16 protein-coding genes are annotated in these 25906 nt (G+C 42.5%); 9 read left to right on the top strand and 7 right to left on the bottom strand.

Annotated features, from left to right (window positions below; all coding sequences use genetic code 11):
* Nucleotides 1–82: 82 nt before the first annotated feature.
* Nucleotides 83–1363 (top strand): mandelate racemase/muconate lactonizing enzyme family protein, encoded by a 1281-nt coding sequence (locus P2W71_RS27255; protein WP_276374637.1) that lies wholly within the window; start codon nucleotides 83–85, stop codon nucleotides 1361–1363.
* Between the two features lie 203 nt (nucleotides 1364–1566).
* On the opposite strand, the gene P2W71_RS27250 is transcribed toward P2W71_RS27255, so the two are convergent.
* Nucleotides 1567–2133, bottom strand: coding sequence for a hypothetical protein (locus tag P2W71_RS27250; protein WP_276374636.1), 567 nt, complete (start codon nucleotides 2131–2133; stop codon nucleotides 1567–1569).
* 616 nt (nucleotides 2134–2749) lie between these two features.
* Here P2W71_RS27250 and P2W71_RS27245 point away from each other — a divergent pair.
* Nucleotides 2750–3295, top strand: coding sequence for a hypothetical protein (locus P2W71_RS27245; protein ID WP_276374635.1), 546 nt, complete (start codon nucleotides 2750–2752; stop codon nucleotides 3293–3295).
* Between the two features lie 21 nt (nucleotides 3296–3316).
* Here P2W71_RS27245 and P2W71_RS27240 read toward each other — a convergent pair whose 3' ends face one another.
* Entirely contained in the window at nucleotides 3317–6718 is a 3402-nt protein-coding gene (locus tag P2W71_RS27240; protein ID WP_276374634.1) for an ATP-binding protein, read from the bottom strand.
* A gap of 51 nt (nucleotides 6719–6769) precedes the next feature.
* Nucleotides 6770–6919 (bottom strand): hypothetical protein, encoded by a 150-nt coding sequence (locus P2W71_RS27235; protein WP_276374632.1) that lies wholly within the window; start codon nucleotides 6917–6919, stop codon nucleotides 6770–6772.
* A 942-nt stretch (nucleotides 6920–7861) separates the two neighbouring features.
* Here P2W71_RS27235 and P2W71_RS27230 point away from each other — a divergent pair.
* The 3 genes from P2W71_RS27230 to P2W71_RS27220 are packed head-to-tail and all read left to right on the top strand — an operon-like array spanning nucleotide 7862 to nucleotide 11333.
* Complete coding sequence (locus P2W71_RS27230) at nucleotides 7862–8290, top strand: response regulator (protein WP_276374631.1); 429 nt, start codon at nucleotides 7862–7864, stop codon at nucleotides 8288–8290.
* 11 nt (nucleotides 8291–8301) lie between these two features.
* Nucleotides 8302–9456 (top strand): acyl-CoA dehydrogenase family protein, encoded by a 1155-nt coding sequence (locus tag P2W71_RS27225; protein WP_276374630.1) that lies wholly within the window; start codon nucleotides 8302–8304, stop codon nucleotides 9454–9456.
* On the top strand, nucleotides 9456–11333 hold the full coding sequence (locus P2W71_RS27220) for a PAS domain-containing sensor histidine kinase (RefSeq protein ID WP_276374629.1): 1878 nt from the start codon (nucleotides 9456–9458) through the stop codon (nucleotides 11331–11333). Before P2W71_RS27225 ends, P2W71_RS27220 begins: the two co-directional genes overlap by 1 nt.
* A 255-nt stretch (nucleotides 11334–11588) precedes the next feature.
* On the opposite strand, the gene P2W71_RS27215 is transcribed toward P2W71_RS27220, so the two are convergent.
* Nucleotides 11589–12077 (bottom strand): hypothetical protein, encoded by a 489-nt coding sequence (locus P2W71_RS27215; RefSeq protein WP_276374628.1) that lies wholly within the window; start codon nucleotides 12075–12077, stop codon nucleotides 11589–11591.
* A 368-nt stretch (nucleotides 12078–12445) separates the two neighbouring features.
* On the opposite strand from P2W71_RS27215, the gene P2W71_RS27210 reads away from it, so the two are divergent.
* Nucleotides 12446–14830 (top strand): ABC transporter permease, encoded by a 2385-nt coding sequence (locus P2W71_RS27210; protein ID WP_276374627.1) that lies wholly within the window; start codon nucleotides 12446–12448, stop codon nucleotides 14828–14830.
* Between the two features lie 357 nt (nucleotides 14831–15187).
* Here P2W71_RS27210 and P2W71_RS27205 read toward each other — a convergent pair whose 3' ends face one another.
* Nucleotides 15188–16789, bottom strand: a complete 1602-nt coding sequence (locus P2W71_RS27205) for a hypothetical protein (protein WP_276374626.1) — start codon at nucleotides 16787–16789, stop codon at nucleotides 15188–15190.
* Between the two features lie 220 nt (nucleotides 16790–17009).
* Nucleotides 17010–21065: an ELWxxDGT repeat protein gene (locus tag P2W71_RS27200; protein ID WP_276374625.1), complete on the bottom strand. Its 4056-nt coding sequence runs from the start codon at nucleotides 21063–21065 to the stop codon at nucleotides 17010–17012.
* Between the two features lie 388 nt (nucleotides 21066–21453).
* On the opposite strand from P2W71_RS27200, the gene P2W71_RS27195 reads away from it, so the two are divergent.
* On the top strand, nucleotides 21454–22764 hold the full coding sequence (locus tag P2W71_RS27195; RefSeq protein ID WP_276374624.1) for a serine hydrolase: 1311 nt from the start codon (nucleotides 21454–21456) through the stop codon (nucleotides 22762–22764).
* 199 nt (nucleotides 22765–22963) lie between these two features.
* Here the strand turns inward: P2W71_RS27195 and P2W71_RS27190 are convergent, their stop codons facing one another.
* The gene (locus P2W71_RS27190) at nucleotides 22964–23353 is read right to left on the bottom strand and encodes a DUF1801 domain-containing protein (protein WP_276374623.1); all 390 of its coding nucleotides are present in this window, start codon (nucleotides 23351–23353) and stop codon (nucleotides 22964–22966) included.
* Nucleotides 23354–23673: 320 nt separating this feature from the next.
* Between P2W71_RS27190 and P2W71_RS27185 the strand changes: the two genes are divergently transcribed.
* Both P2W71_RS27185 and P2W71_RS27180 read left to right on the top strand, forming a co-directional pair.
* On the top strand, nucleotides 23674–24999 hold the full coding sequence (locus tag P2W71_RS27185; RefSeq protein WP_276374621.1) for a hypothetical protein: 1326 nt from the start codon (nucleotides 23674–23676) through the stop codon (nucleotides 24997–24999).
* A gap of 110 nt (nucleotides 25000–25109) precedes the next feature.
* Nucleotides 25110–25904 (top strand): TonB-dependent receptor, encoded by a 795-nt coding sequence (locus P2W71_RS27180; protein ID WP_276374617.1) that lies wholly within the window; start codon nucleotides 25110–25112, stop codon nucleotides 25902–25904.
* Nucleotides 25905–25906: the final 2 nt, after the last annotated feature.

Genomic DNA, 25906 nt, shown 5'->3' with positions numbered 1-25906 from the left:
ACTATCAAGAACCCCCTGTTTAAAAAAGCGGTTCACTAGAGTTTGAAACAACCTTTATATTAACCATAAACCCAAACTAACAATGAAGGACTCGTCAAGACGTGATTTTTTTAAAAAGGCAATGCTAGCTGGAGCAGCTATTGCGCCGCTCAATGCAACTTTTGGAAAACCTTATGAAACGGCCATCGATCGCGCGCCTAAAGCTTCTGCACCTGCCGAATTAAAAATAGAAAGTGTGACCCCTGCTTTTATCAAAGGTGTCAACAGCCTCTATATTAAAATAACAACTAATCAGGGTATCGTAGGTTACGGAGAAGGAGTCGATGCTGTACCAGGAACTTATTACATCGTTAAAAACTTTGGCAATCGTCTCAAAGGCAGAAACCCGTTAGACGTAAACCGAATATTCGATGAGATACGCAAAGGTGGCATTTTTCAGGGCGCACAAGCAGGCATGTATGTCGCTGTTCTATCTGCTATAGAAATTGCGCTTTGGGATCTTGCCGGGAAGGCATTAAATGTACCGGTGTATCGATTGTTGGGTGGAAAGTATCGGGATAAGATTAGAGTCTATTACGATACAGTTTTTTATGCCGTCCGGAATCCGGAACCAAAAGATTATGTAGACGCAGGGAAGAAAGGAATTGAAATGGGTTTCAATGCGCTTAAGTACGATGTAGACGAATGGAATGATCCGAATAAATATGACCGCCATAACTGGACAGCAAGCCCAGGCGAGCTACAAAGAATGGAAGAACAAATTGCAGCGGCAAGGGAAGCCGTAGGGCCGAAAGTGGATATCTGTGTTGACTTGCATGGTAGATATGACTTTGTAACCGCACAGGCTGTTGCTAAACGTATGGAGCGATTCAACCTGATGTGGCTTGAAGAGCCAATGCCTACGGAAAATGTAGATGCTTATAAAGCAATTACCGATTCAACAAGCATTCCAATCTGTTATGGTGAAAACAATTATCTGGCTCATGGATTCAGAAGAGCACTCGAAATCGGTGCCGTGGATATTGTGATGCCGGATTTGCAAAAATGTGGAGGATTGGGCGAAGGGCAACGCATTGCCAACCTTGCTAACTTATATTACAAGCCATTTTCCCCGCACATGGTGGCTTCATACCTTGGTGCTATGGCTTCTTGCCACGTCTGCGCCTCAGTATCTAATTTTATGATACTCGAATGGCAGGCCTATTACCACACAGACCAAAAATGGAAAGACATCGTTAAATATGATGGCGAATGGGTAAAGGATGGCTTCATTTCGCTTTCGGAAAAGCCGGGAATCGGCGTAGACCTCAACGAAGATGGAATGAAAAAATATGCGCTGGAAGGAGTGCCGTTCTTCGTGTAGTATGCCAAGTTACAATGCATAAAAGTTACATTCAGACAGTGAAACAACCTAATGGCTACTTGTCTGGGGTGGTTAATACAACTGGGTACCTTCCTAAAAGTGCTGTCTTCTTCACTCTCACACTGACACTCACACTGGAGACAGAGCGAGTGTCAGTGTGAGAGCGGAGGGATGCGTCCAGAATCAGTTCATTGTTAGCCTGTCTACGAACCAAGATACTGCACAACTGTACAGGACTTCTCCAGCCTGTCATATGCTACAACAACAACTCTGGATCCTTCAGCCTGGGCGTTGGGTGTGGTGGCGCGGTACTTCCAGTTCAATTCGCTCTTTGTTGCCGCTCCTGCTTCGAGTAGGGTGCCATCGGCGCCGTAAATGGTAACATTTATCTTTTCGATCTTTAAAAACATTTTGGGCTTAATGTGAATAACGTCGCCAACGGTACCCCTATATTGCCTTGTGTTAAGGCTGTCGATTTCAGGTTTCGACATGAAATCTTTCACTGCGGCAATCTGGGCGGATCTTAACCCATTAACTTTTGCAACGATAGTATACCACTCACTGTACTTCGGGTCTTCAAGCCTTCGTGAAGCATAATTTTGTGCTTGTGCAAACAAGTTTCTGTTGCCTGTTTGTGCAGGTGTTGGCGGCTTTTCGTTTACACCTTTTCTGGCAAAAAATGTTTTGTTGCCCACTTGCCTGAAAACGACATCGTCGCTGAACTGCCCGCTGAACGAACTCGTTAATCTGTTGTTTGTGATTTTTCCCATATGCTTAAGCTACTTTGATATTCGCTATTGTATTCATCATGCAAACTTAACCGGGTGCTTTGACAACTTGTGTCACAGTAATTGAGGTTATCAATCTTTTTCAATAGGCTAATTGGTAAAGATTCCTGGCGAATGAGAATAAGATGCATCGAGAAACCGTGGAGGTGCTCGGTAGATGCGGTGTTTCTTCGGAAAAAAGCCCTTTTAGCGCAGATCCACCAATGGTTTACTGAAGCTCGACCGAAGCTCCAGGCTCGAAACAAGGGTGATGTTCGATCCCTGTCCAATCCCGAAAAACTTTTACAGTTTCAGATAGTCTGGCAGTGGCTTTACAGGGTAAGGAGAGACATTTTCTTTTCATTTTCTACTGTTATCTGAACAGGAGTATTTGCTAAAGGACGATGAAGCGCACTCAGGCGTACCAAATTCAGCAAAAACAGTCTAACATAGATATGAGGCTGTATCAAGCGTTCTATATCCAAAATGAAAAAGCTAGGTCTCAAAGGTATCCACTTACATTATCATAAAAGAATTCTCATAGACTTCATATAAGTTTAACACAAAAGAATTGTAGCAGACTAGAGATATAATAAGATTGCATGAGTTGCATTCGTCTATGAATATGTTCCTTTATAAAACTATTTGCCTGTGTGTATTTATTTTTTCTGCAATAAATATCTCCTTTGCTCAATTGGATGAATGGAAGATAGATCACGGCAAGGCCACGCGTGAACGATCATTTTCACTTGAGGGAAGAAGTTCTACCGACGTTTACAAAGAGATTCAACGATGGCTTATTAAATATTATAAAGATCCCGAGGAAATTATTAAAGCAAGAATTGATGGGGAATATTTGCGGGGAGTAGGATACCATGCCGATTTTCTGAAATCACGTGAGTTTTCACAGGCCGATTTGCAGTATACCTTTACTGTCGAGCTAACCCAACAAGAAGTAGTATTTAAAATTGCGGACATACTTCTTGTGCATGACGCGTGGCAGGATGTGGGAGCAGCATATCGTCTTGAAGATTTTTTTGAGCAAGCCAAAAAAAAGAGGAAGAACCCAGAGGCAGAACGTGTTATTACAGAACTCACAAATTTTTCAAACTCCCTATTTCAATCTTTTGAAAGTGTTGTGTTTACATCTCTTACCAAGTTATGAAGTAAACTAAGGAGCCAGACGTCAATTGCTAGTAGGTCCAAGGGGCAAATAAATGAAAAACATTGTACCCTCGCCCGGAGAGCTTTCGGCCCTGATATGTCCATGATGGTTCTCCACTATTTTTTTGCATAGTGCAAGACCTATTCCTGTCCCGGTGGTCTCTTTGTCATGCAAGCGTTGAAAGATTACGAAAATCTGCTCAGCGTAGACTGGGTCAAATCCGATACCATTATCGGCAAACTTAATTTCCACGTAGGATTCGTTATTTGCTTGAAGATGATATTTAGCGACTTCTTCGCGCATGATCGTCCTGGAAGAGATTTTTAGAAAAGGATTCCCATTTGAAAATTTCAATGCATTGCTGACAAGATTCCCGAACAACTGACGCAATTGCAACTCAACTGCGTTAATGGTTGGAAGTTCTTCTGAAATGATTTGAGCGTTGCGTTCTTCGATTAACAATTCAAAGTCAATTAAAACATCAGCAAGCGTTTTATTTAGATCAACCGGCTCATAAGACACAACCTGGCCCGACAGCCTTGAATAGTTCAGCACATCTTTGATCAGCTGTCCCATTCGGTTAGAAGCCGAGTGTATTTTTTCAAAATATTTCTTCGAGAGCTCATTCTCTGGAAAATTCCGTTGAAGAATAGAAGAAAAGGTTCGAATCTTTCGAAGAGGTTCCTGCAGATCGTGGCTCGCAACATATGCAAATTGTTCAAGCTCCGTATTTGCTTTGAGTAGCAAGTTATTTTTAGTTTCTAATTCAAGCGTTCGCTCCCTTACTTTTTCTTCCAGCATCGCTTCACTCTTTTCAGTCTTCTTTTTTGCATTCACCAGTTCGGTTACTTCGAAACAAACCACTATTACACCGGTAATACATTCGTCTTCTTCCCGTAACGGATGGTAAACAAAGTTGAAATAAGTTTTTTCTCGCTTTCCTTGTCTGTTAAGAAAAATCTCGAGTTGGTTTCCTTCATGAGGTATACCAGTAGCCATGACATCATCGAGAAGATTTTTGACTACCTGGTCTTTTAATTCTGGCAATGAGTCAAACAACGGTCTTCCAATAAACTCACGGCCTTTGCCCACCAGCTGCAGGTAGAGGGCGTTCGCAAATTCAACGGTGTAATTTTCTTTTTTTATGATTGTGATAGCAGCAGGCGTTTGGTCGAATACCTGTCTCAGCAATTTGCTTACGTGGGACCTGGTTTTAGAAATTTTTATCTGTGCGTTCACTCTTGCCAGCAGCTCTTTAGCCGAGAAGGGCTTAACCAAATAATCGTCAGCTCCAAAATCGTACCCTTCTATACGAGATTCTTCTCCAGCGCGGGCTGATAGCAGCATCACTGGAATGTTAGCAGTACCCGCGTCCGACTTGATCGCCTGGAGGAGTTGAACACCATCCATTACGGGCATCATGATGTCGCTGAGCACCAGGTCGGGATTTGCATCAGACATCTTTTCCAGTGCGTCTTTGCCGTTGGAGGCTGTAACGATCTTATAGTTTCTTTCAAGTATGCGCACGATGTATTTCACCATATCAGCGTTGTCGTCTACCACCAGGACGGTAGCGTTTTCGAGTTTCGTATCTTCTTTCAGAGAAGGCGTTAGTGGGTCTGAGTCGTTAGGCCCAAGCGCCTCCACCTCATTTATGAAAGAATCCGCAATTGCCGAAGTATAGGCGTCGTTCTTTTGATGATTTATATTTTCTTGTGGTAAGTGTGCCCATCCCGTTGGCATGGAGACCGTGAATGTTGTTCCTTTCCCGGGTTTACTGGCTACACTAATTGTGCCTTTGTGGATTTTCACCAGCTCCGCCACGAGGGATAATCCGATACCGGTTCCTTCGTAGGTTCTACCCGCGGATCCCGCCACACGGTGAAAACGCTCAAACATGTGAGGCAACTCTTTTTCTGCAATCCCGACACCGGTGTCGGTTACGGTGAATACTACGTGTTCGTCTACCTGTTTCAACCCTACCTTAATGGAACCTTGTAGTGTATACTTGAAGGCGTTTGAGAAAAGATTCAAAACAATTTTCTCCCACATGCCATAATCCACATAGACATCATCAACGATGTCCCCTAACTCTGAGATAAATTTCAGTCCTGCTTTTTCAATGATAGACCTGAAGTTGCTCATGATGTCTTCAATAAACGTGCGCAGGTCAACTAACCGGAAGGAGGCTTCGACTCTGCCTGATTCAATCCTGCTGAAGTCGAGTAACGTGTTGACTAAGCGCAGCAGGCGCATCGCATTTCGGTGAGCAGCTCCTATGTTTTCAACCTGGTTATTATCCAGGTTTTGATGATAGCGAAGAAGTTCTTCCAGAGGTCCCAGCATCAAAGTAAGCGGTGTCCGGAACTCGTGGCTTATATTGCTGAAGAATGCCGTCTTTGCCCTGTCGATTTCAGCCAGAGCCTCAAGTCGTTTGCGCTCCTCTTCAAAAGTGTTTGCGGCAATCATGGCTGTGATCGCTTGATCGGTCAGGAGCTTAAAAAAGTTTTGATATGGACTGTCGTATCTAAGCCTCGAACTTATCCCGAGAACAAGAATACCAAATCCCGTTTTCTGGTCAGCACGGGAGAGTAAACTTATACAACAGTGATGAGGTTTTTCGGGCCAGGGTGTATCCTCATTGAAGGAGATATTTTCGGAAACATCTGATAACGGCACCTCAAGCAGCGGCTTACTGGCGGCAAGTTGGATGATCTTATCGAGCGCAAAAATTGATTTTTCGAGATCGATACCTGTGCTGGATTGAAGATGGTACTTTTTGTCAATGGCGTCGAAATAATATATCAGGGAGAATGGAACGTCAAAGAGATTGGCATCCAGCACATCCGAAATGCGTTTTGATACCTCAGGAAGTTTTTTGCATTGATAAGTTCGGTCGCCCAGATGCCGCAGGGTCTTCATCCTCCGTTCGCCCAAGACGCGTTCGGATGTCTCCGTCACCGTCACCAACACACCACCGGTAGAACCGTCTTCTTGTTTGATCGGACTGTAGGAAAAAATGAAATAACATTCCTCCGTAAAACCATGCCTGTCCATCGGAAGCATGAAGTCGGTAAAACCCACAGCCTTTCCTTCCAATACACCCTCGAACATCGGACCAATGATGTTCCAAATTTCAGAGAACGTGAATTTTGTACTCTTTCCCATAGCTGCCGGATGCTTGGTGGACCCTAATATGGGCCGGTAGCCATCATTATAGAACTGCGTGAATTCTCTGCCCCATGCGATGTACATCGGGAAGTGGGTATTAAGCATGATGCTTACCGCGGTGCGCAAGCTCTGTGGCCATTGGTCTACGGGGCCTACCGGTGTTTTGGCCCAATCGACGTTACGGATCAGTTCTCCCATGTCGCCACCACCCAGCAAAAAATCATGAGAAGCCGAAATATATTGTGTTTGCATGAATTTACTTTTATTGAACAAATACATCCTAAAGGGACGCAATGAGGCCGTCTATTTCCGGTGGTTTGGTAACAAAGCTGAAGCGCCCATGGCACGCTTTTGCATATTCAAATCGACGAAAATGTCATCAGGTTTTAAATCACCTTTCTTTAACTTATTGATTACTTCGAGTCCCGTCTTTATCGTTGCATTTCCTTTCATTGATTTGATCAATGATTAACTTTTGACTGCACTGCTAAATATAATTAAACAGCGTTTCATGACAAAAATTCACGTAAGATTGAGCACTCCCGTCGAGCCAACTATTGGCTTCGGCGGCGCTGGATTGATTTAATAGGGAGCTATGTAGGTGAAGGAGCCGTCTGAATGATGGAACTTGGGGAATGCGGGGAGTTTAAAAACGCAGAAGCGTTCTCATAAGGTGGACCTTCACAGTCCCGCCATGCTGTTATGCGCGCATAAGTATTATAGTTGGTATTGGTTGATTGAGAATTTGAGACCCTTCAAATCACAGTGTATCATTAAACAGACCTGCAGACCGTAATGGGTACGGATAGGCGTATGGTTATGGAAAAGGGCAGCGGTACATGGGTGGTATGTGATCCTTTTTACTAATCAGATTTTTAAAGGTTGGTTGTATCTCTTAATAGACGATCTGGCCGATATCTATCGGCCTTCCGTAATCCAACGGTATCCGGACATTCTTGGCTATAGGCTTCAACCCAATAGTTCCTGCAGGAATGCAATATCCCATCTCGACAATTTCACATGGCCAATTATCGGCAGTTCATAACTACACGATACAACATTTTCAAAATTCACGTACTGAAGCCACAGCATTTATTGTTATTAAAATCATACCATTTCGGATTTTAAATGAGATTTCCGCGCTTTATATATTTAAGGGTTGGGACGTTAATTTGCTACCTCGCGGCTGTTCCTCGCTCTGATAATGCGCGGCTAATTCGATAAATAAAGTGTAAAGTATAAAACAATACAGGACTCACGATGTTATAATCGTAGGCAGTCATATTGTGTAAGCTGAGTCTCCAAAATGCGTTAGAAATTTTTGATCAAAAACCAACAGCACTGTACTTCATATTGAATCTGGCAGCCCTTCAAATTTAAACCTAACAATTTTTCATGGATGATCTATCGAAAGTTACGAAAACCGCAGAACGGGAAGGATACCATACGATTTTTTTAGCCGAAGATGATGAGGATGATCAGGAGCTGATCCGGCTGGCATTCACAACACTGAAATTAAAACACCAGTTGGAAATCGTTAACAACGGACAGGAGATGCTGGATGCGCTTGACGGACAATCTACTTTACCATGCCTGATTATTCTGGACTTGAACATGCCGATATTGAATGGTATCCAGACATTAAAAGAGCTTAAAGAGAATCCACGGTTCACTAAAATCCCAAAAGTTATTTTAACAACATCCGATTCAGAGGAGAATAAAAGTAAATGCTATTCATACGGGGCAACTGGCTATTTCGTTAAGCCATCACGTATGACCGAAATCGTTACGACAGTAGAAAAAATTGTAAGCTATTGTCATTAATGTAAATAGAAATGGACATACATGCGCTGATAAATATAGCAGCTGAAATTTCGAAAGATACAGTTGAAGCAGAAAGATGGCAGTCTGATAGGGACGCGCTCTGGGTATTCAAGACCATGGCTGCTCTGAAAGAAACTAAGCTTACCGGCTTAGTGGTGCCAAGAGAAAGTGGCGGCCTAGGGCAAGGGTTGTATGCACTCGTCCGAATTTGCGAGGAGCTTGGTAAGGGTTATTCTTCTGCCGGATTATGTTTTGGTATGCACTGTGTTGGCTCGGCAGTCATTTCCGCAAAAGCTACGCGTTGGCAGAAGGAAACTTATCTAGAACCGATTGCCGAGGGGAAACATATTACCTCGTTGGCACTAAGTGAACAAGGATCAGGTGCACATTTTTACTTTCCTCAAACATCGCTGCTTGCACTTTCCAAAGACGATTTTTTAATCAACGGAAACAAGACGTTTGTTACTAATGGATCGCACGCTGATTCATACGTAGTCTCCACGATGGCAGCCAGCGAGGAAGCCAGTCCGGATCAATTTTCCTGTATTGTGATAGATGCGGCCGTTCACGGCATGCACTGGGGAAACCGATGGGAGGGCTTAGGGATGAGAGGCAATTCTTCTAGATCCCTTGCTATTACTAATTTAAAAATTTCGTCGAATCAAATCCTTGGTGAAAAGGGAGATCAGCTATGGTACATTTTCAATGTCGTTGCTCCCTACTTCCTTATGGCTATGGCGGGTACCTATCTAGGCATTGCTGAAACGGCTTTGTTGGAGGCAAAGACAAGTCTCTTGAAACGGACCTATTCGTACAATGGAACGACCCTGGCCCAAGTATCTTTGCTGCAACATCGCTATGGGAGTTTATGGGCCAGAGTAGAAAGTACGAGACGACTTATTTATAACGCCGCTGAACAGGGCGATAACAATTCACCTGGCGCACTTTGTAGCTTGCTCGCTGCGAAGGCTGAAGTTGCAAAAACTTGTGTTGATGTTGTAAATGAGGTAATGACGTTAGTAGGTGGCGTAGGGTATCAAACTAACTCATTATTAGCGATGCTAATGCGAGATGCCCGGGCATCCCATATTATGACACCCACTACAGATATTTTATATACGTGGTTAGGTAGGGCTTTATTAGATCAACCCATTCTCTCTGATTAATGATTTGCTATACAGGTTTTGGTCGGTTGATAGAAAAGCTCAAATCAAATCTTAACGATAGATGGTCTTGGGTTGAAATTACGGAACCCGAAAATATGCTATCCAGCGTGTCCCAAGCTTTCTTATTTCTCATCGGACCGGAGCATATCAATCCCATAAGACTTGTTCAGCGAATTGTTGCAATCGATTCTCACATCTCTATCGTTATATTGACGCTTCCCGCTCAACTTTCCAAGATTAAACAAATGTTACTTTTCTCTCCGTTCGTTGGCAAGAATGTACTATGCATAGCGTATCGCGAAAACATTAATTTCGACGATGTCTTTAATGATGCTATTCTCCGAACGCAACAAAAACGAAGTTTTTATAAAATTAATTTACATGATCGATCTAAAATCCAGCCAATAAAAGATCATACCGTCACCATTTCTCATTTAGGAAATTTTCTGGAACAGCTACCAATGGGAGTAATACTCATTAACGATCGTGATGAAATTGTGGCGACCAACAAGTTTGCGAAAAAATATTTTGAGATTTTAAAAAGCAGTGAAAATGTTACTGCACGGAATATTTTTTCACCCGGGCAGCTAACGGCGATAAAAATGACATGCGGTATGGAGGACAATGGATCACCTCATGTCATGGAGGTATTAGAGATATTAATGGAATATAGTTGTTCATTCGTTAAGGATGAGAAGGGAGAACATTTCATACTATTTCTTTTTAGTGATATTACGGAACGCGCGGAAAAAGAAAAGAGGGTTCAGGTGATCCTCGAAGCGCTCCCTCAGGTGGCCTGGACTTGTAATGCAAAAGGTGAGGTCGATTATATGACTAAAAACTGGTATGAATACACGGGCCGTGCATTTCAAGATGCGCAGGCAAAGCAATGGATAGATGTGCTTCATCCGGACGATCTACCCGGAACAATAAAACGGTGGAACGAATGTTTCAAAGCTGGCAAAATTCTACAGCATGCCGCTCGTTTTAAAAAATTCACCGGCGAATATTTTTGGCATTTGATCAGGGGTGTTCCTGTATTCAATAAGTCGGGGGAAGTAGTGATGTGGGTTGGCACCAATACAGATATTCATGATCAAATTCGATTGACTGATGAACTCGAACATACGGTGAGGGAGAGAACGAAACTTTTACAAGAGACTAATGCCGAACTCGAACAATTCGCCTATGTAGCAAGCCATGATTTGCAAGAACCGTTAAGAAAAATAAAAACATTTGCTGACATACTGAATGAATCGTGCCGTTCAATATTAGACGACGACTCAAAAAAGTATTTGGAAAAAATAATAAATACATCTTCCAGGATGACGCTTTTTCTAAAAGATTTACTGGAACTGTCTAAACTCAATAACCTTGGTGATCGGGAGCAGGTCGATATCAACATCATTATCCAGCAGGTTTTAGAAGATCTGGAACTTGCTATACACCAGAAACAGGCAACCGTATTAAAAACTAATCTGCTACCCGTTATCCACGCTATCCGTTTTCATATAAAACAATTATTTTATAACATTATCAGCAATGCTGTAAAATTCAGCAATTCCGAAGTTGTTCCGCTTATCACCATCGAGTCAAGGACAATGACACCTGATGAAGTGGTAAAGTTTTCTGCACTTAGTATAAAGAGAAAATATTGCGAAATAAAAATCTCCGATAACGGAATTGGCTTTGATCAAAGATATGCGTCTCAAATATTTACCGTATTTCAGCGTCTTCATCCTCGACAAAAATTCGAAGGGACAGGCATTGGTTTGGCGCTGTGTAAAAAAATTGTAAATATTTTGCATGGTGAAATTTACGCAACCTCTGTGGTTAACGAAGGTTCTACTTTTTATATCATTCTCCCACTCGATTGAACTCCCTTCTTAACCAAACGCTGTCAATACATTTGGCGATCCCAGAATCGCATGCTGCATAAAAGCTCAAAATAGTTTAACATTATCTAACGGAGTGCCTATTGGGTATCTACTGCAACGGAACTTTAAGTTCCTATAAGAAGATCATTTTAGGTAGGAGTAGTGAACATGGGATGTGATCAAGCCTGTTCAACCGTTGCACAGAACCGTTCGAACAAGCGGATACCACCATCGGTAAAAGACCATGAGCAATTCTTATATTGCTCCGGCACTAGCGCCAGACATGGCGGATATAAAATAATTAGCGGCATATACAGCCAACAGCGGTAGTAAATAACCGTTTTGAGCATTGTTCGTAACGTCGTACGAAATGTCATAATTATAACGAAACTTTCTCCAGTCAAATTTTGCATCGACCTGTACCAAAGTTTCCTGTTGATCATTTTGTAAGCTGTATTTGTCGTCGAGGAAACTGTCCAGGGTAAATAAATATTTTCGACCGTCGGTAAATGTGATGGCGATCTTGCCGTTCCAGGTCATCTCCAAACTGGCTATTTCTGTATCATTTTTAGTAACTACAATTTTCGAATCAAAGAAACCCACTGGAGCCAGTTTGTATTGTTCGTTGCTTGTCAGTACGATCGAGGCTTTCTGGTACAGCAGGTCTTTATAAACCAGTTCACCTATCTGCTGTCCACTTTCAAAAATCTGAAAATGTTTCCGGTTAATTGATGTTGCTTTCATAAGAGGACAAGTTTAAGTTATCATTTTTGTTTCGTCGTCGGTGAGAACCGATGGCGACTTTGAAACTAGAACGGTGTATCTGAATAACGTATAGTGAATAACATTACCATAATAAAGATACGGATTTTTTTAACATCATGTTATTTCTTCATCCGATCAAAAATATCCGTTCCGCGAGTAACACTATTGTGAATTCTTCAGGATGGTATGCGTTCTCTTATGTTACGGATTTATGCTGAGCCAGCGTCCCACTCCCGGACACATACCGAACAATTTGATTCATTATTTTCGGGACAAACTGGATATGTGAGCTGTACAGCTTACTTTCATACTGGAACGATCATTGAAAATAATTTTAATAAACCCGCATGCTGAAAAATTATATCCTCGTAGCCTGGAGAAGTATTTTAAAAAACCGGCTTTTCTCGGCTATCAATATTATTGGTCTTGCACTTAGTATGTCAGTGTGCATGATCGTTCTCGTCCGGCTGATGGACAGCCTGACTTACGACAACTTTCATCAAGACAAAGAGAAAATATTCAGGGTCATTTCGGAGATAAATAGTAGCAATGGAAGTCGATGGGACTTTGCAAGCACGCCGCTGCCGCTCGCAGAGGAGCTTTCGAAAGACTCCATCTTGTTTGAACAGGTAACACAACTTTATCCCTCGCTGAATGATGTTACTACCCCAGACATAAAGGAACTCGACATCCATGGAGCTTTTGCGGAAGCATCGTTTTTCCGGTTGTTTTCCTTTCCCCTCAAATATGGTGAACCTGCGAGCGCTTTATCTCAGCCGTATAGTATTGTTCTTTCCGAAAAACTTGCAGTAAAGCTATTCGGAAATATTGATCCATCAGGAAAGACAATATCGCTTAAGAAATTCGGTATTTTCACTGTAACGGGGGTGCTTGAGACTACAGCTCAGAAGTCGCATATAACCTTTGCGGCTTTCGCGTCGATATCAACGGTTCCCCTGCTGGAAAGTCTGGGTAAGCTACCGACGAAACACGCGACATGGGATTCATTTGAACAAGGTTACACTTATTTGAAGATGAAGTCCGGTATTGAAAATGAAATTTTGGTAAATACGCTGAAGAGAATTTCCGCAGCGATAAACAAGTCATCGTCGGAAGGTTCATTTAACTTCCACGCACAACCACTGCGTTCTATTACGCCAGGCATTAGCGACATGGTTCATGAAATTGGCCGGGGCCCTACAAGGGGAAGCCTGCTAGCTGAAGCGGGTGTAGCACTCATCATCCTGGCTGCCGCGGCGTTTAACTACACTAACCTCTCCGTTGCACGGGGGTTGTCAAGAGGAAAAGAAGTTGGTATCCGCAAACTATCAGGCGCAAAAAGACACCAGATCTTTTTTCAATACATCCTTGAATCAGTCATCCTGGCGATACTCGCCTTACTTATTGCAAACGTAATTTTTGCCTTCATCCTGGAATACGAGCCCTTCAATGATGGTTATGAAATGGTTCCCGCGATAACTCCAGGGTTGGGCATATTGTCCGTCTTCACGTTGTTTGCTATTCTCGCCGGAGTTTTTTCGGGCGCGATGCCAGCCTGGATACTTTCTTCCTTTCAGCCAGCGCGGGTCCTCCGGAACATTGGCTCTGAAAAAATACTTGGAAATCTCTCAGGAAGAAAAGTGCTGATGGTGTTTCAGTTTACGCTGTCTCTGATAGTCCTGGTATTCCTCTCCGCTTTCAATCGACAATTCGAGTTTCTCGAAAAAAGTGATCCCGGCTTCCGTAGCACTAATCAGTTTATGATCCCGTCGGCGGGAAAGCTGGAACAAATCGAACACAGTCTCGAACAGGTAAATGGAATTAAAAGAGTTGGCTTTACATCAAACGCATTTACGAATAGAAACTCATTAACAGTAAAAGGTTCCCTGCTACGAACAGATGAAAGACCCATAAGCTTCAACTACTATTCCTGCAATCCTGAATTTGTTGTCATGGCAGATCTTAAAGTAATCGATGGACATTTATTTTCAAGCGCAGAAAATTCATCGGAGGAAATCCTGGTGAACGAAAAGGCAGCGGTGGCGCTGGGCTTTAAAACGACCGGTGAAGCGCTAGGGCATGTGTTATTTTTTGAGGATTCGGTCAAGGGAAAAATCGCGGGTGTAGTTAAAAATTTTTATGACAATGGATATGGAAATCCCATTCAGCCACTCATTATCAGAAACGACCCATTGGCATTTAGGTATACCGTTGTAGAAGCCGAAGGACATCCGTTAAAAAATGTTCCTGAAGACACCAAGACAGCCTGGAAAAAAATGTATCCTGACCAGGTTTTTGAGTTTACCTGGATTGATAAGGAATTGAAAGACGAAAAAGGAGGGGCGGCAACATTTTCAATGTTAGGATTTCTAACCTTCATGACGATCACTATCGCCTCGATGGGCCTCCTCGGACTTGTCGTTTACACGGCGGAGATAAGAAGAAGGGAAATGAGCATTCGGAAAATTATTGGCGCCAGGGTTGACCAGATAATTGCGCTTCTCTCGAGAGGGTTTGTAATGCTTCTTTTGATTGCAGCAGTGATAGCATTACCAATAGGCTATGTGTTGAGCCAATGGTTCCTGATGAATTTTACTAATCGTATTGCCTTCGGCATCACTGATCTGCTATCGAGTTTAATGATTTTACTTACCATTGGCTTGACAATAATCTTATCGCAAACGTGGAAAGTATCAATTGAAAACCCGGCTAGGAACTTAAGAAGTGAATGAAAAATCGTCGCCTGTATTAGCAATTATGGTTGGAATGTGATGGACGAACTGTGAATCAGAAGACTTGTGCTATCGGGTTTATTAATTGTCGCTCTCAAAAAGAATTTTCGTCTCAGGAAGTTTTCTGATCATGAAGTCTCTCTCAGCATTTGTGAGCTCAAAAAAGCCAGACTCAATCACTTTTGTGGAATGCGTCCTAGATGCAAGTATCTAATTTTTCTTGAACAATTTTAAAACTAAATACATAGTAGGTCCTGAATGATTCGACTAACGTCCGTAAACTAAAGCAGAATAAAAACAAAAAGCTTGGCTAGAGGCCAAGCTTTAAATGAAATTAAACTCTCAACCGCGCTAAGGTCAGAACACAATTTTGACCAGGACGTCCTCTTTCTTTTTCTTGTATGCCTCGAACACCAACGTATTGGGTAGGGGAGAAACAAGACGCGTTGGCGAAAATTGGAAAACCTCTACACCATTTACATTGCGCGTATCCAAAATAGTTTCCTGGACCACCACACCACTTTTATCCTCAATTCCATACGCGGTTAGAAATCCTCCCTGTCCATCTACGTGCAAGGCAGGTGCAAGCACTTTGTCTTTAGCAAGTGTGATATTTTTTTCGTTGTCAAGAAATAAGAACAGATGCACGTTCCCGGCGTGAAAGTACCGATACGATATGCCATAGAAACCCACACCACTTTGTTGTCGCTTAGGAATTTTTTTCATCCAGGCCAGCTTTCCTGACGGATCTACCTTTGTAACAAGTATATCTTCAGCGTGGTATGTTGTATAAGAGCTGCTCCGTCCGTTTGAATAAGACGTATGAGTTCTCGAATATTGTTTTTCTCCTATCAACACAATGCTGGCGTCTGGTTGCACCACTACGTGTTCCAGTACAAGATTTGAAAACTCCGCTTCGTCATCGCCTTCCTTTCGCTCGTTCTTTCTTCGCTCCTTACCTTTTACATTTTGGTTCAGTATTTCCAGTGGAATTTCGAAGGTATTCATATTCGTGAGCTTTCCATCCTGGCCGAGTCTGAACATGATGATGCCATCGGCATTGCCTGTGTTCTCGCCTTTATTATAAAATCCCGCGCACACCATTGTGCCCTTTGCAGCTGCTTCATATAACCAAAGCTTCTGCACAAATTTATCTTTCACTTGTACTTGCGTAGTCGAGATCGTGCCCGAACCTGCTGCCACTTTCAAAATCTCAAGATGGTAATTGGCGTCGTCCTCACCTCTTTTCTTGACGTCTGTGGTGTTGTCATCGAATACACGTGTCACAATGTATACGTTTCCTGCAGCGTCAACAGAATAGTCCAGGTTGTCCATCTTCTTTTCCGTATAAGGCATCTCTATATTCTTACTCCATTTTTCATTCAGATCTTTGTCGAATATACGCATGCCGATCTTATCATAGCTCTTAGCGTCGTTACGTTTATCAGGTTTAACGCGATACTGTACTACCATTGCAGTAGAATCGTATGAAAAATAGAAGTCATACTTGTCCGCTACCGAAAACCTGTAGAATCCCGATACCGCCAGTGAGCCGGTAATCTTCTCGTTAACTGTCGATATTTTCTTGCCCTTCCCAATAAACTCTCCTTTTACAAAATCAATTTCGCGACTGAAAAGCAACTCTGAATCGTTTTCATATAAGGAATAAAACAAATAGTAACGGTTCTTAAACTCCGTAACTTTTTCAATTACATAGTCTTTGGGAAAGTCCTCATAAACTTTCAAAGATTTAAATGCGAGTGTTTGCGCGTCCATCTTCTGAAGAATGATACGCTTCTTGTCAACTTTTAAGGTAAGTATCTGACCTCTTTCCGAGAAGTAATACTTTGACGGGGAATCGATCACCTCGTAAGGCGTTCCGACGGTGACTTTTAATTGAGCCGAGGATGTTAACGATGCGCCTACTAGCATCAGGGCAATCCAGGTGTGTTTTAACATAGAGGTTAACAGTTTTTAAACTATGCAAATTGAATGCGCTAATTAACAGCATGGAACGCTAACAAATTCTGCAATGTCAGTGCTTTTCATACGTGAATCAGACCGGGGGAACATGGCATAAACCACATATTCAACAAAATGAAATCGAAAGACAAACTAAAGACAATCCTGGATCATGTATCGCGCTGTGGAATGCATATAAGGGCCATGAGTCTGATGGCTATCTCCTTATAAATTTTTCGCTAAACATAAGATTGTTAGAATTAATTAACAGGATATATGGGCCTGAAGGGTAGCCCGACACATCAATCTCAACTTCTTCTAATTGATCTTGAATATGAATCACTTCCCTTATCATTCCTTTAGCATCTAATATAGAAATGTTTTTAACGCTGGCTTGCAGCGATTTTAATTGGACATAAAGCTTCTCCGTAGTGGGATTTGGAGACAACACAATTTTTTCAACAATTTCATCATTTATACTGGTTACAATCATGGAGACTGGATCTGATAATTCACTTGTACAGTTATCGTGTGTTACACTAACGGTATACACCCCGCCTTCCTTCACTTCTAGAACAGACTGATCATTTGTTATTGCAATCGAATTTAGAAACCATTGATTTCCAGAACTACTACTGGATTCAATAATAGGAGTTGCCGTATTGTTACCGTTGATAGTTAGTATTGGCTTTTCGGGATTGATACAAAAATTTGCTTCAATTGATGGAGCTGCTTCAAAATATTCATTTCCGCTTTGGGATGCATAAATGGTTACGTTGCCAGCCTCAAGCATCGTTATTGTTTGACCGCTGAGATTAATTTTTTCGGAGTTGGTGCTGAGGGTGACAGGTAATTCGGAGGTAGCAGTAGCAATGACTGTGAATGGTAACTCACCCAAAGTTTTGTTTGATATAGAAAGGTTGATCGTTTGTTTCGCTTTGTTGATTGCCAATGTACCCGGTACAAGCGTGATCGTATAATTTTCGTCCGATCCTCCGGTAAGGAGAACAGGGTAAAGCGCAGGGAAACTTCCCTGCATAGCTTCCGTTGCGGCAATGGGCTGGGAATCAATTGTAGTTTCATCATCCAACATCTTAAAGCCGGAGTAACTGATCGTTAACGTCGGAATCGCCTCTCCATAAAATATGGTTTGATCATCTGCAGATGCCGTTAAACTTGCTTTCTCCACAACAAGCAATTGACTTACTGCCGGTGCAGAATTAAAAGAGGCATCACCCGGCTGACTGGCTATTATTGTTGTTGACCCCGATTTTAGTATGGTTACAACGTTGTCTTGTATTGAAATAATGGATGGATCTGCAATACTAAATTGAACAGGCAACCCGGAACCCGCGGATGCTGTTAGTGTAAAATCGGCGTCACCATATTTCTTTGTAACAAGGGGATCGAAAGAAATAGTTTGACAACGACTTGGTGGCATGCCTGCGACTTGATACGCGTATAATTCCGTTCCATATTCACTTCCTGGTATCGCTCCTGAAAAAAGAACTTTATCGTTCAAAAAAATTAAGTCATAGAAAGCTATGCCTGCTGTATGCTCTCCGGTTAACAGCACGGTTCCGCAAAGCGTGCCATCTGTTCTCCAAAGGTGCTCGGATGTAATCGGAAGGCTCGTGAAAAAGATTTGTTCTCCACCTTTAATGAGACGCCACGGATTTTTTGTGCTGGCATTGGGATGATTACTTTCTATATGGAAAGTGCCTGCTGCAGTGCCATCCGTTCTCCAGAGATATAAATCACCTTGCTCATTGGTGGCGGTAAAAAAAAGAAGATTGTTCGCGGTAGTCAAATCCCATGGATAACTGGAATTACTGCCAGGATAAATATCTTTTACAAGGACGGTGCCTTCTTCAGTTCCATCCGTTTTCCACAGTTCGTCACCGCCTACGCCATCATTAGCGAGAAAATACAATACACCATTTAACTCCGTAAATTGTTCAATAGATGAAGATGCAGACCCAACGTTGATATCTTTTACAAGAACCGTTCCTTCCGCCGTGCCATCACTCTTCCATAGCTCATGACCCACGTCAGGTGTATACGCTTTGAAATAAAGCATTCCATTCATACCCTTCAGGTATCTGTTATTCATCCAGGGATAATCAACTGCTCCTATCTGTGAATCGGCACTGTTTACGATGACCGTGCCTTCCGCTGTTCCATCAGTTTTCCATATACCCAGCCCCGTGAAGTGAATATCATCGTTGGCTACAAAGTAAAGCGTATTGCCGACGCTCGTTAAATTGTATGGATAAGAGGAATTCCAATCTCCAGGATAAATATCTTTAACCATGACAGTGCCCGTCTCCGTTCCATCTGTTTTCCATAATTCGGCTCCATCAATTCCTGCCTCTGCAGAAAAGTATACTTCACCGTTATGAAAGGCTAGATATTGGGGGTACGACGTTGCCGGTCCGGGCTCAATATCTTTAACCATAACAGTTCCTTCCGTTGTGCCATCAGTCTTCCACATTTCTCTTCCGTGTACACCATCATCGACCGTGAAAAATAATAGTCCGTCGGCAGGTGTTAGGTCGTAGAAGTACGAGTCACCAATACCGGGAGTAATGTCCTTCACTAGAGAAGTACCGGAGGATGTTCCATCGCTCTTCCAAAGTTCGAAGCCATGAATACCATCATCAGCTCCAAAATAAACAGTTTCATTAACCCTAATGAAGTCATCAGGATCACTTGAGGCACTAAAATCAGTACTGTAGGTGAAACGGTATCCTAGATTGGTTGCCTTTTTTTCTACCGGATCGTAGGACCACAACCGCGTATGGGACCCTGTCCCATCATCAGCATGAAAAAATAATGATTCATTGACGTTAATAATATTTTTAATCCCGCTGTTCGCGCCAATAACTTTTTCCAGTTTGGTGCCTTGTTCAGTGCCATCACTCTGCCACAATGCTTCGCCGTTTATCCCATCGTTGGCAACAAAGTAAAGCAGGTCTTCTACTACAGTTAATCCGGCGGGTAAAGACGATAATGGCCCATTATGAATATCTTTCACCAACACCGTGCCGACAACGGTACCATCGGTCTTCCATAGCTCATTACCGTTGCCGCTGTTGGACACAAAATAAACCGTGCCATTTACATCGACAGGAGATGTAGCCACTCTATCCCAGGAAGTTTTTTTATTGATCATGAACGTACCAGCCGGTGTGCCATCTGTACGCCAGAGCTCACGACCGGTGAGGCCATCATCCGAAGTAAAGAAAATTAGTCCCGCGCCGCTTGTTAATTCAGCCGGGTATGCTGACGTTTCGGAGTCTATGGTTTGGATAGCGGATGTCCCATCCGTTGTCCCATCGCTTTTCCATAGATTTAATTTGCCTTGTGCCGGCGAAAAGGCGACAAAGAAGATGTCGGTGTTCAATGTTGTCATTGTTCTCGGGAACCCAAAGTCTGTTCCCGGAACTAAATCTTTTACGATCGTGGTGCCTGCTGCGGTCCCATCACTTCTCCATAACTCATATCCATGTTCATCATCAAAGGCGTTAATAAAAAGCGTATTACCCGTTTTAGCGAATTTGAATGGACCAGCTGAACTGGTGTCAAATGTCATCGATTTTATTTTTGACGTTCCAAGGGCCGTACCATCCGATTTCCATAGGGCGTCGCCCGTTCCATCATCAGCGATAAAATATAAATCCCCATTAAGTTCAGTCATGAAATCGGGAAATCGCAATCCGGTACCTTCTCCTGGGTTAATATCAGCTACTAAAACTGTTCCGGCTGTTGTGCCATCCGTTTTCCATAATTCTCGTCCGTTGCTTTCTGTTCCTGCTGCGAAATAAACGAACCCGTTTAAAAATGTAAAACTTGTTGGTTCAGATGACGTTCCTGAGAGGTCCTTCAGTAAATATGTCCCGTCATGTGTATTGTCTGTCACCCAAATTTCCCAACCGTGAATATTGTCATAAGCACGAAAAATCACTTTGTTGTTAAGCGCAATAAAATCCTGGGGATCGTCTAATGCTATGGTAGTTTGGGAAGTTTGAACGATAGTATGATTAATATCTTTCAGTAAATCGACTTGTGCATGTGATGAAAGGCTGACCATTATTAATACAAATGCTGTAATGGATTTTATGGCTTCTTCACGCGCAGATCGATTTTCTGACCAGGTCACTGATGGGCTATAGGCTCTCGGCATGTCGATAGTAATAGCATCAATTATATAAATATTCGTGTTATTTAAATCTTTCGTGATTTGTAAATTCTCCCGTATGTAAGAAAACATGCATTAGTTCTATACAATGTTTAAGGCTAATGAGGCGCAATCCCCCGGGAATTTCAAAATCTTTGAATATTAATTCTTAAGCGTATACTGTAATGTTATATGTAAAAATTGATTAAGTTGAAATGGCCCATTCACGTTAAATCACCCTGGGTATCAATTTTTTCTTTCAAAAGACATGGTTCATTATATTGAAAGGAGTTTTACTTGAAATTATTTATGACGTCTTCGCGCAAAAAAACTTATTGGGTAATAAAACATTGTACTTCCGATAAAAAGAAAAAAATTGAATTTAGACTTCAATAGAAAAAGGAAGTGTAACATATTGACGGATGAGCGGCGTGCTGTTGTAAAGAATGAAGATTTTGCTTTAACTTGATTTGTGCCAACAATGAAAGAATATCTTCCATTCGTGTTTGTATTTTTTGCATTCACGCCTCCTTTAGCGCCAGACCTATTGCCCGAAAAACAATGGCTTCAATATGAAACTCCCGAAGAAGCAGGATTTTCATCACAAAAACTTCAACAAGCGCGCAAGCTCGCAGACCAGTACAATTCTGCCAGCGTGCTCATCATATATAAGGGAGCGATCGTGCAATCGTGGGGCGATGCCAGCCGCCGGTTTCGTATGCATTCTTCAAGAAAGGCAACGCAGTCGGCACTCATAGGCATTTATGCATCTAAAGGTGCGATCGATATCAATAAATCGATCGGTGAATATGGTATCGATGAGGTAACGCCACTCACCGACGTTGAAAAAAGAGCTACTGTAAAACAACTCATGACCGGCTACTCAGGCATATACCTTCCATCGGTAGGCCAAGGCGGCGACCACATGCCCAAACGCGGTATTCATCAACCTGGCGAACATTGGTTTTATAACAACTGGAACTTCAATGCATTGAACACCGTGTTCGAACAGCAAACGCATGTTAAACTTACCGATGCATTTGTTGATCACATCGCCCAGCCGATTGGTATGGAAGATTTTGTTCCACACGATGCGTGGTATAACTACGAAAAGTTCTCATTGCATCCTGTATATCACATCAACATGTCGTCACGCGACATGGCACGATTCGGAATGCTTTACATGAACGAAGGACGATGGGGTGATAAACAAATTGTACCCGAACAGTGGGTCAAGGAAAGTCTAACTGCGCATTCACCGAAAACGCAAAAGTATGGTTTCGGTTATGCCTGGAACATACCACCTCACAAAGCATTCAACCAGAGATGCTACACGGCAGAGGGCATGGGCGGGCATATGTTGATGTTGTTCCCTGACAGCGACATGATCATCGTTCACCGTGCAAACACTTATATTGAACCATGGGTCGCCGTCGATTGGATCGAGATTAAAAAGATTGTAAAAGAAATTTTGGCTGCGAGAACAGAAATAAAAACAACCATCGACGAATCCAAACTGATCGTGTACAAACCCGATCGTAAACACTGGCCTGCATTGATAGCCGACGATCCGTCAAAAACAAAACGGTTCGAAAAACATTACGACAACGACGGAGACCCGGTAACGATTCTTAGAGAAACGAATGGACAACTTATTGTTAATATACCGTATCTGGGAAACTTCAATCTCTATTCAATAACTGACAGTACTTTTTTCGTTGAAGGAAAGGAAGAAAAGATTTACTTCGAGTATAATAACAAACGAGAGCCGATAAAAGCGATATTCCCTTGAGGAAAGCATCGCCGTCTCAATTTTTTTCCGATGGTGTTTTACTAAACATACAATGCACGGATTCTCCTGTTAAATGATAGTAATGCGGTACGGTATGACCGGGACGTTGGGATTAACTATTTGACCGTAGGTGTGTAATGTCTGACACCTGAATGGACTACGCGAAGTTTTGAAGAATTGAAATAATAGAATAGCAACCTTAGCGTACTTTTTTGAAAGTGCTGTCTAATTTGATCGCTTCCTTCAAAAGTCTTTTTATTGGTCTTTCATCAATCTCATCCATGTGCTGGTATATTTTATAAAAAATTTGCTTGTTAGTTCCATGACACAGAAAGCGATCGCGGCCATTTAATTTATGGCCATACCAAAACCCTAGAAGAACTCCTTTTTTGATACCTCCCCTGGGAATGGAGGCGGGCCAAATAATACAAATGCCTTTGTTGCCATAAAAAAATGGAACATTGTACGAGATTTTTTCTTTGCAATATTTCGGAAGAGTCTCGACAATTATCTGTCGCAATACATCTACCATTATTTTCTCGTCTTCCGGAAGAATAGTAAACAGATCAACGAGGTTTCTAATTTTCATTGGCGTTCAAATTCGAATTCGAATATTGCAAGTCCCCACCGTGGCAAGTATACGCTAGCACCCACGCAAACCGTCGTAGCCTGACAAATTAATAAAACTTATTTTGACGCAAAAAAATGTTAGGCATCCGAATGCTTCACGTCTTTCATTAATTTCTATAAGACTCGTTTTACTTTCCCCGCAGAGCAATTTGATAACGGGATTGTGTAAAACAAGGTTTGGGGGATGCTTATAAATTTGTATTTTTCAATAAGCAAAAGGAATTAGACTTCTGTGCTTAATGCAACAGCGACCAAGTTTGGATTAAATCAAATTTCCCAATGAAAAAATCGACCTTAGCCATTCTTCATCTCCTGTTTTTCGCTACCGTGCTGAGCTTGCCTTCGTGCAGCGACAAGGAGGCGGATTTAGCAGATGAGGCTGCACAGCTAGACGCGTTGGCGGGTCAATACGTGCGCTTAGGCCTCGCGATAGGACAGTATGATAAAGACTTTGTCGATGCGTATTATGGACCAGACTCATTGAAACCAACTAATCCTGCATCGATAGTGTTTCCTAAAGATTCTTTTCTGACAGAGATAAATAGTTTAGCTACCACACTGAATTCCTTGCATGCGCACGACAATGATACGATTGCTAACCGTGCGACGTGGATGAGCGCTCAACTAAAGGCGTTTGAGCGAAGGGTCAAATTGTTTGGAGGCGACTCTGCTTCCTTTGAGGTTGAATGTAAAGAGCTCTATGGTGTAACACCACCGGTGTATGACTCCTCTCATTTTCAAAAAATTGTCCACACACTAGATGACATTCTACCGGGCAAAGGAGCCGTGAACGAGAGGTTTAAAAAGCTTGCGAATCGTTTTGTTATTCCTCCCACCAAGCTTGATACCGTTATACAAGCTGCAATTGCGGAAAGCAGGAGACGCACACAACAGTATCTCGAATTGCCTGACAGTGAAAATTTCAATCTTGAATTTGTCACCGACAAACCCTGGGGAGGATACAACTGGTACAAAGGAAATTACAAAAGTCTGATTCAGGTCAACACGGATCTTGACATTCTTATTGACGACGTCATCGATGTCGCAAGTCATGAGAGTTATCCCGGTCACCACGTTTATAACATGCTGCTCGAGAAAAATCTTTACCACGACAACGGCTGGGTTGAAATATCGCTTTATCCATTGTTCAGTCCGCAGTCATTTATTGCCGAAGGAAGCGCCAACTACGGGATCGCGCTCGCCTTCCCAGGCGAAGAAAAAGTCCGATTTGCCAGAGAGGTACTCCTACCATTAGCCAGCGTGGACACGACTGGTATCGAACGTTATTTTACAGCCCTTGAGCTCACGGAGCAGCTAAACTATGTTATGAATGAAGTAACGAGAGGCCTGCTGAATGGCACCATGAACGAGGCTCAGGGAATATACTGGCTTAAGAACTTTTATCTCATGGATGACGACAAAGCTAAAAAGTCGATGAGCTTTATCCGCAAAAACAGAAGCTACGTTATCAATTATAATTATGGTAAAGATCTCGTAAAGGCGTATGTGGAAGGGAAGGCCGGTACCTCCATCAATAAACAGTGGGAAGCTTTTGGCTGGTTATTAAGTAAACCTGTACTGGCTGCAACCCTGGAGGAAAAATGAAAATTTGAAAAGACGAAGTTGAGTTTCTTTGAAGGCGCCTGCCCCCATTTTTCACTAAGGGAATAACGCAGTCACTATTCGCAGTTTTCCACCAAGCCAATTCTTAAAACATGAGAATGTTGTCAAACCGTGCATTTTTTATTTGTTTGCTGCTGATCATCGGTCGTTGCAGTAATACGTACGGCCAATATTATGATCGTATCTTCCGCGCAAAAGGTACTGCACTCCAACGATCTGATAGCACCGATAAAAAGAGAAACCTTTCCTATCAGGTTGGGATAGGCGCAGCGGATCAGCTATTTCATGCCAATGAATTTGCGATACGACAGGCGCATTATGTTACCATTGACTATGGTGATCCACAAAACGAGCCGCGGCTTTCGTTGTACTTGCTCGTGAATTGGCAGATATTGAAGCGCCTAAATCTTGAGACAGGCCTGCGTTATTACGAAATCTGGTACGACTACTATGTCAACTACACGCCGCCGCAGTGGAGTCTAGGATACAGGTTTGCTGGCGATGCCAGGAGTACTGTGTTCACGGTTCCTGTCAACGCAGAATTTGCGGTATTACGACCATTTTACATAAAAGGTGGAATTTCATTTTCACTCGCTTTTCCGGTTCGGCGTGGAAACGTTACGTTTCAGACGGTGCCGCCAGAAGTATCAGAGATTTACAATAATCTGCACGATGTTTTTAGCAAGCGTATTGTTGTGAACAGAGACGTTGGGATCGGGTTAATCCTCTGGCGGCTCGACATCGCAGTGATTAATTCAACTTCGATGACGAAGGTAGCGCATAGGTATAAAACACAACAGCAAAGCTACCCGTTCTACACCAAGGTCAGTACGACGCAGGTAGCCATTACGTATCATTTCCAGACTAGAAAAAAAGTGCGGCGGTGAAC

Source organism: Chryseolinea sp. H1M3-3 (genome assembly GCF_029360725.1).
Lineage (GTDB): Bacteria > Bacteroidota > Bacteroidia > Cytophagales > Cyclobacteriaceae > Chryseolinea.
The sequence above is the reverse complement of the archived record's forward strand: the minus strand, read 5'-3'. Positions and strand labels throughout refer to the sequence as shown.

Bases quoted from the DNA above. Each gene is read 5' to 3' on its own strand.
- P2W71_RS27240 (WP_276374634.1), bottom strand. From the start codon at position 6,718: ATGCAAACACAATATATTTCGGCTTCTCATGATTTTTTGCTGGGTGGT.
- P2W71_RS27245 (WP_276374635.1), top strand. From the start codon at position 2,750: ATGAATATGTTCCTTTATAAAACTATTTGCCTGTGTGTATTTATTTTT.
- P2W71_RS27195 (WP_276374624.1), top strand. From the start codon at position 21,454: ATGAAAGAATATCTTCCATTCGTGTTTGTATTTTTTGCATTCACGCCT.
- P2W71_RS27210 (WP_276374627.1), top strand. From the start codon at position 12,446: ATGCTGAAAAATTATATCCTCGTAGCCTGGAGAAGTATTTTAAAAAAC.
- P2W71_RS27200 (WP_276374625.1), bottom strand. From the start codon at position 21,065: ATGTTTTCTTACATACGGGAGAATTTACAAATCACGAAAGATTTAAAT.
- P2W71_RS27205 (WP_276374626.1), bottom strand. From the start codon at position 16,789: ATGTTAAAACACACCTGGATTGCCCTGATGCTAGTAGGCGCATCGTTA.
- P2W71_RS27250 (WP_276374636.1), bottom strand. From the start codon at position 2,133: ATGGGAAAAATCACAAACAACAGATTAACGAGTTCGTTCAGCGGGCAG.
- P2W71_RS27230 (WP_276374631.1), top strand. From the start codon at position 7,862: ATGGATGATCTATCGAAAGTTACGAAAACCGCAGAACGGGAAGGATAC.
- P2W71_RS27185 (WP_276374621.1), top strand. From the start codon at position 23,674: ATGAAAAAATCGACCTTAGCCATTCTTCATCTCCTGTTTTTCGCTACC.
- P2W71_RS27190 (WP_276374623.1), bottom strand. From the start codon at position 23,353: ATGAAAATTAGAAACCTCGTTGATCTGTTTACTATTCTTCCGGAAGAC.
- P2W71_RS27225 (WP_276374630.1), top strand. From the start codon at position 8,302: ATGGACATACATGCGCTGATAAATATAGCAGCTGAAATTTCGAAAGAT.
- P2W71_RS27235 (WP_276374632.1), bottom strand. From the start codon at position 6,919: ATGAAAGGAAATGCAACGATAAAGACGGGACTCGAAGTAATCAATAAG.
- P2W71_RS27180 (WP_276374617.1), top strand. From the start codon at position 25,110: ATGAGAATGTTGTCAAACCGTGCATTTTTTATTTGTTTGCTGCTGATC.
- P2W71_RS27220 (WP_276374629.1), top strand. From the start codon at position 9,456: ATGATTTGCTATACAGGTTTTGGTCGGTTGATAGAAAAGCTCAAATCA.
- P2W71_RS27215 (WP_276374628.1), bottom strand. From the start codon at position 12,077: ATGAAAGCAACATCAATTAACCGGAAACATTTTCAGATTTTTGAAAGT.
- P2W71_RS27255 (WP_276374637.1), top strand. From the start codon at position 83: ATGAAGGACTCGTCAAGACGTGATTTTTTTAAAAAGGCAATGCTAGCT.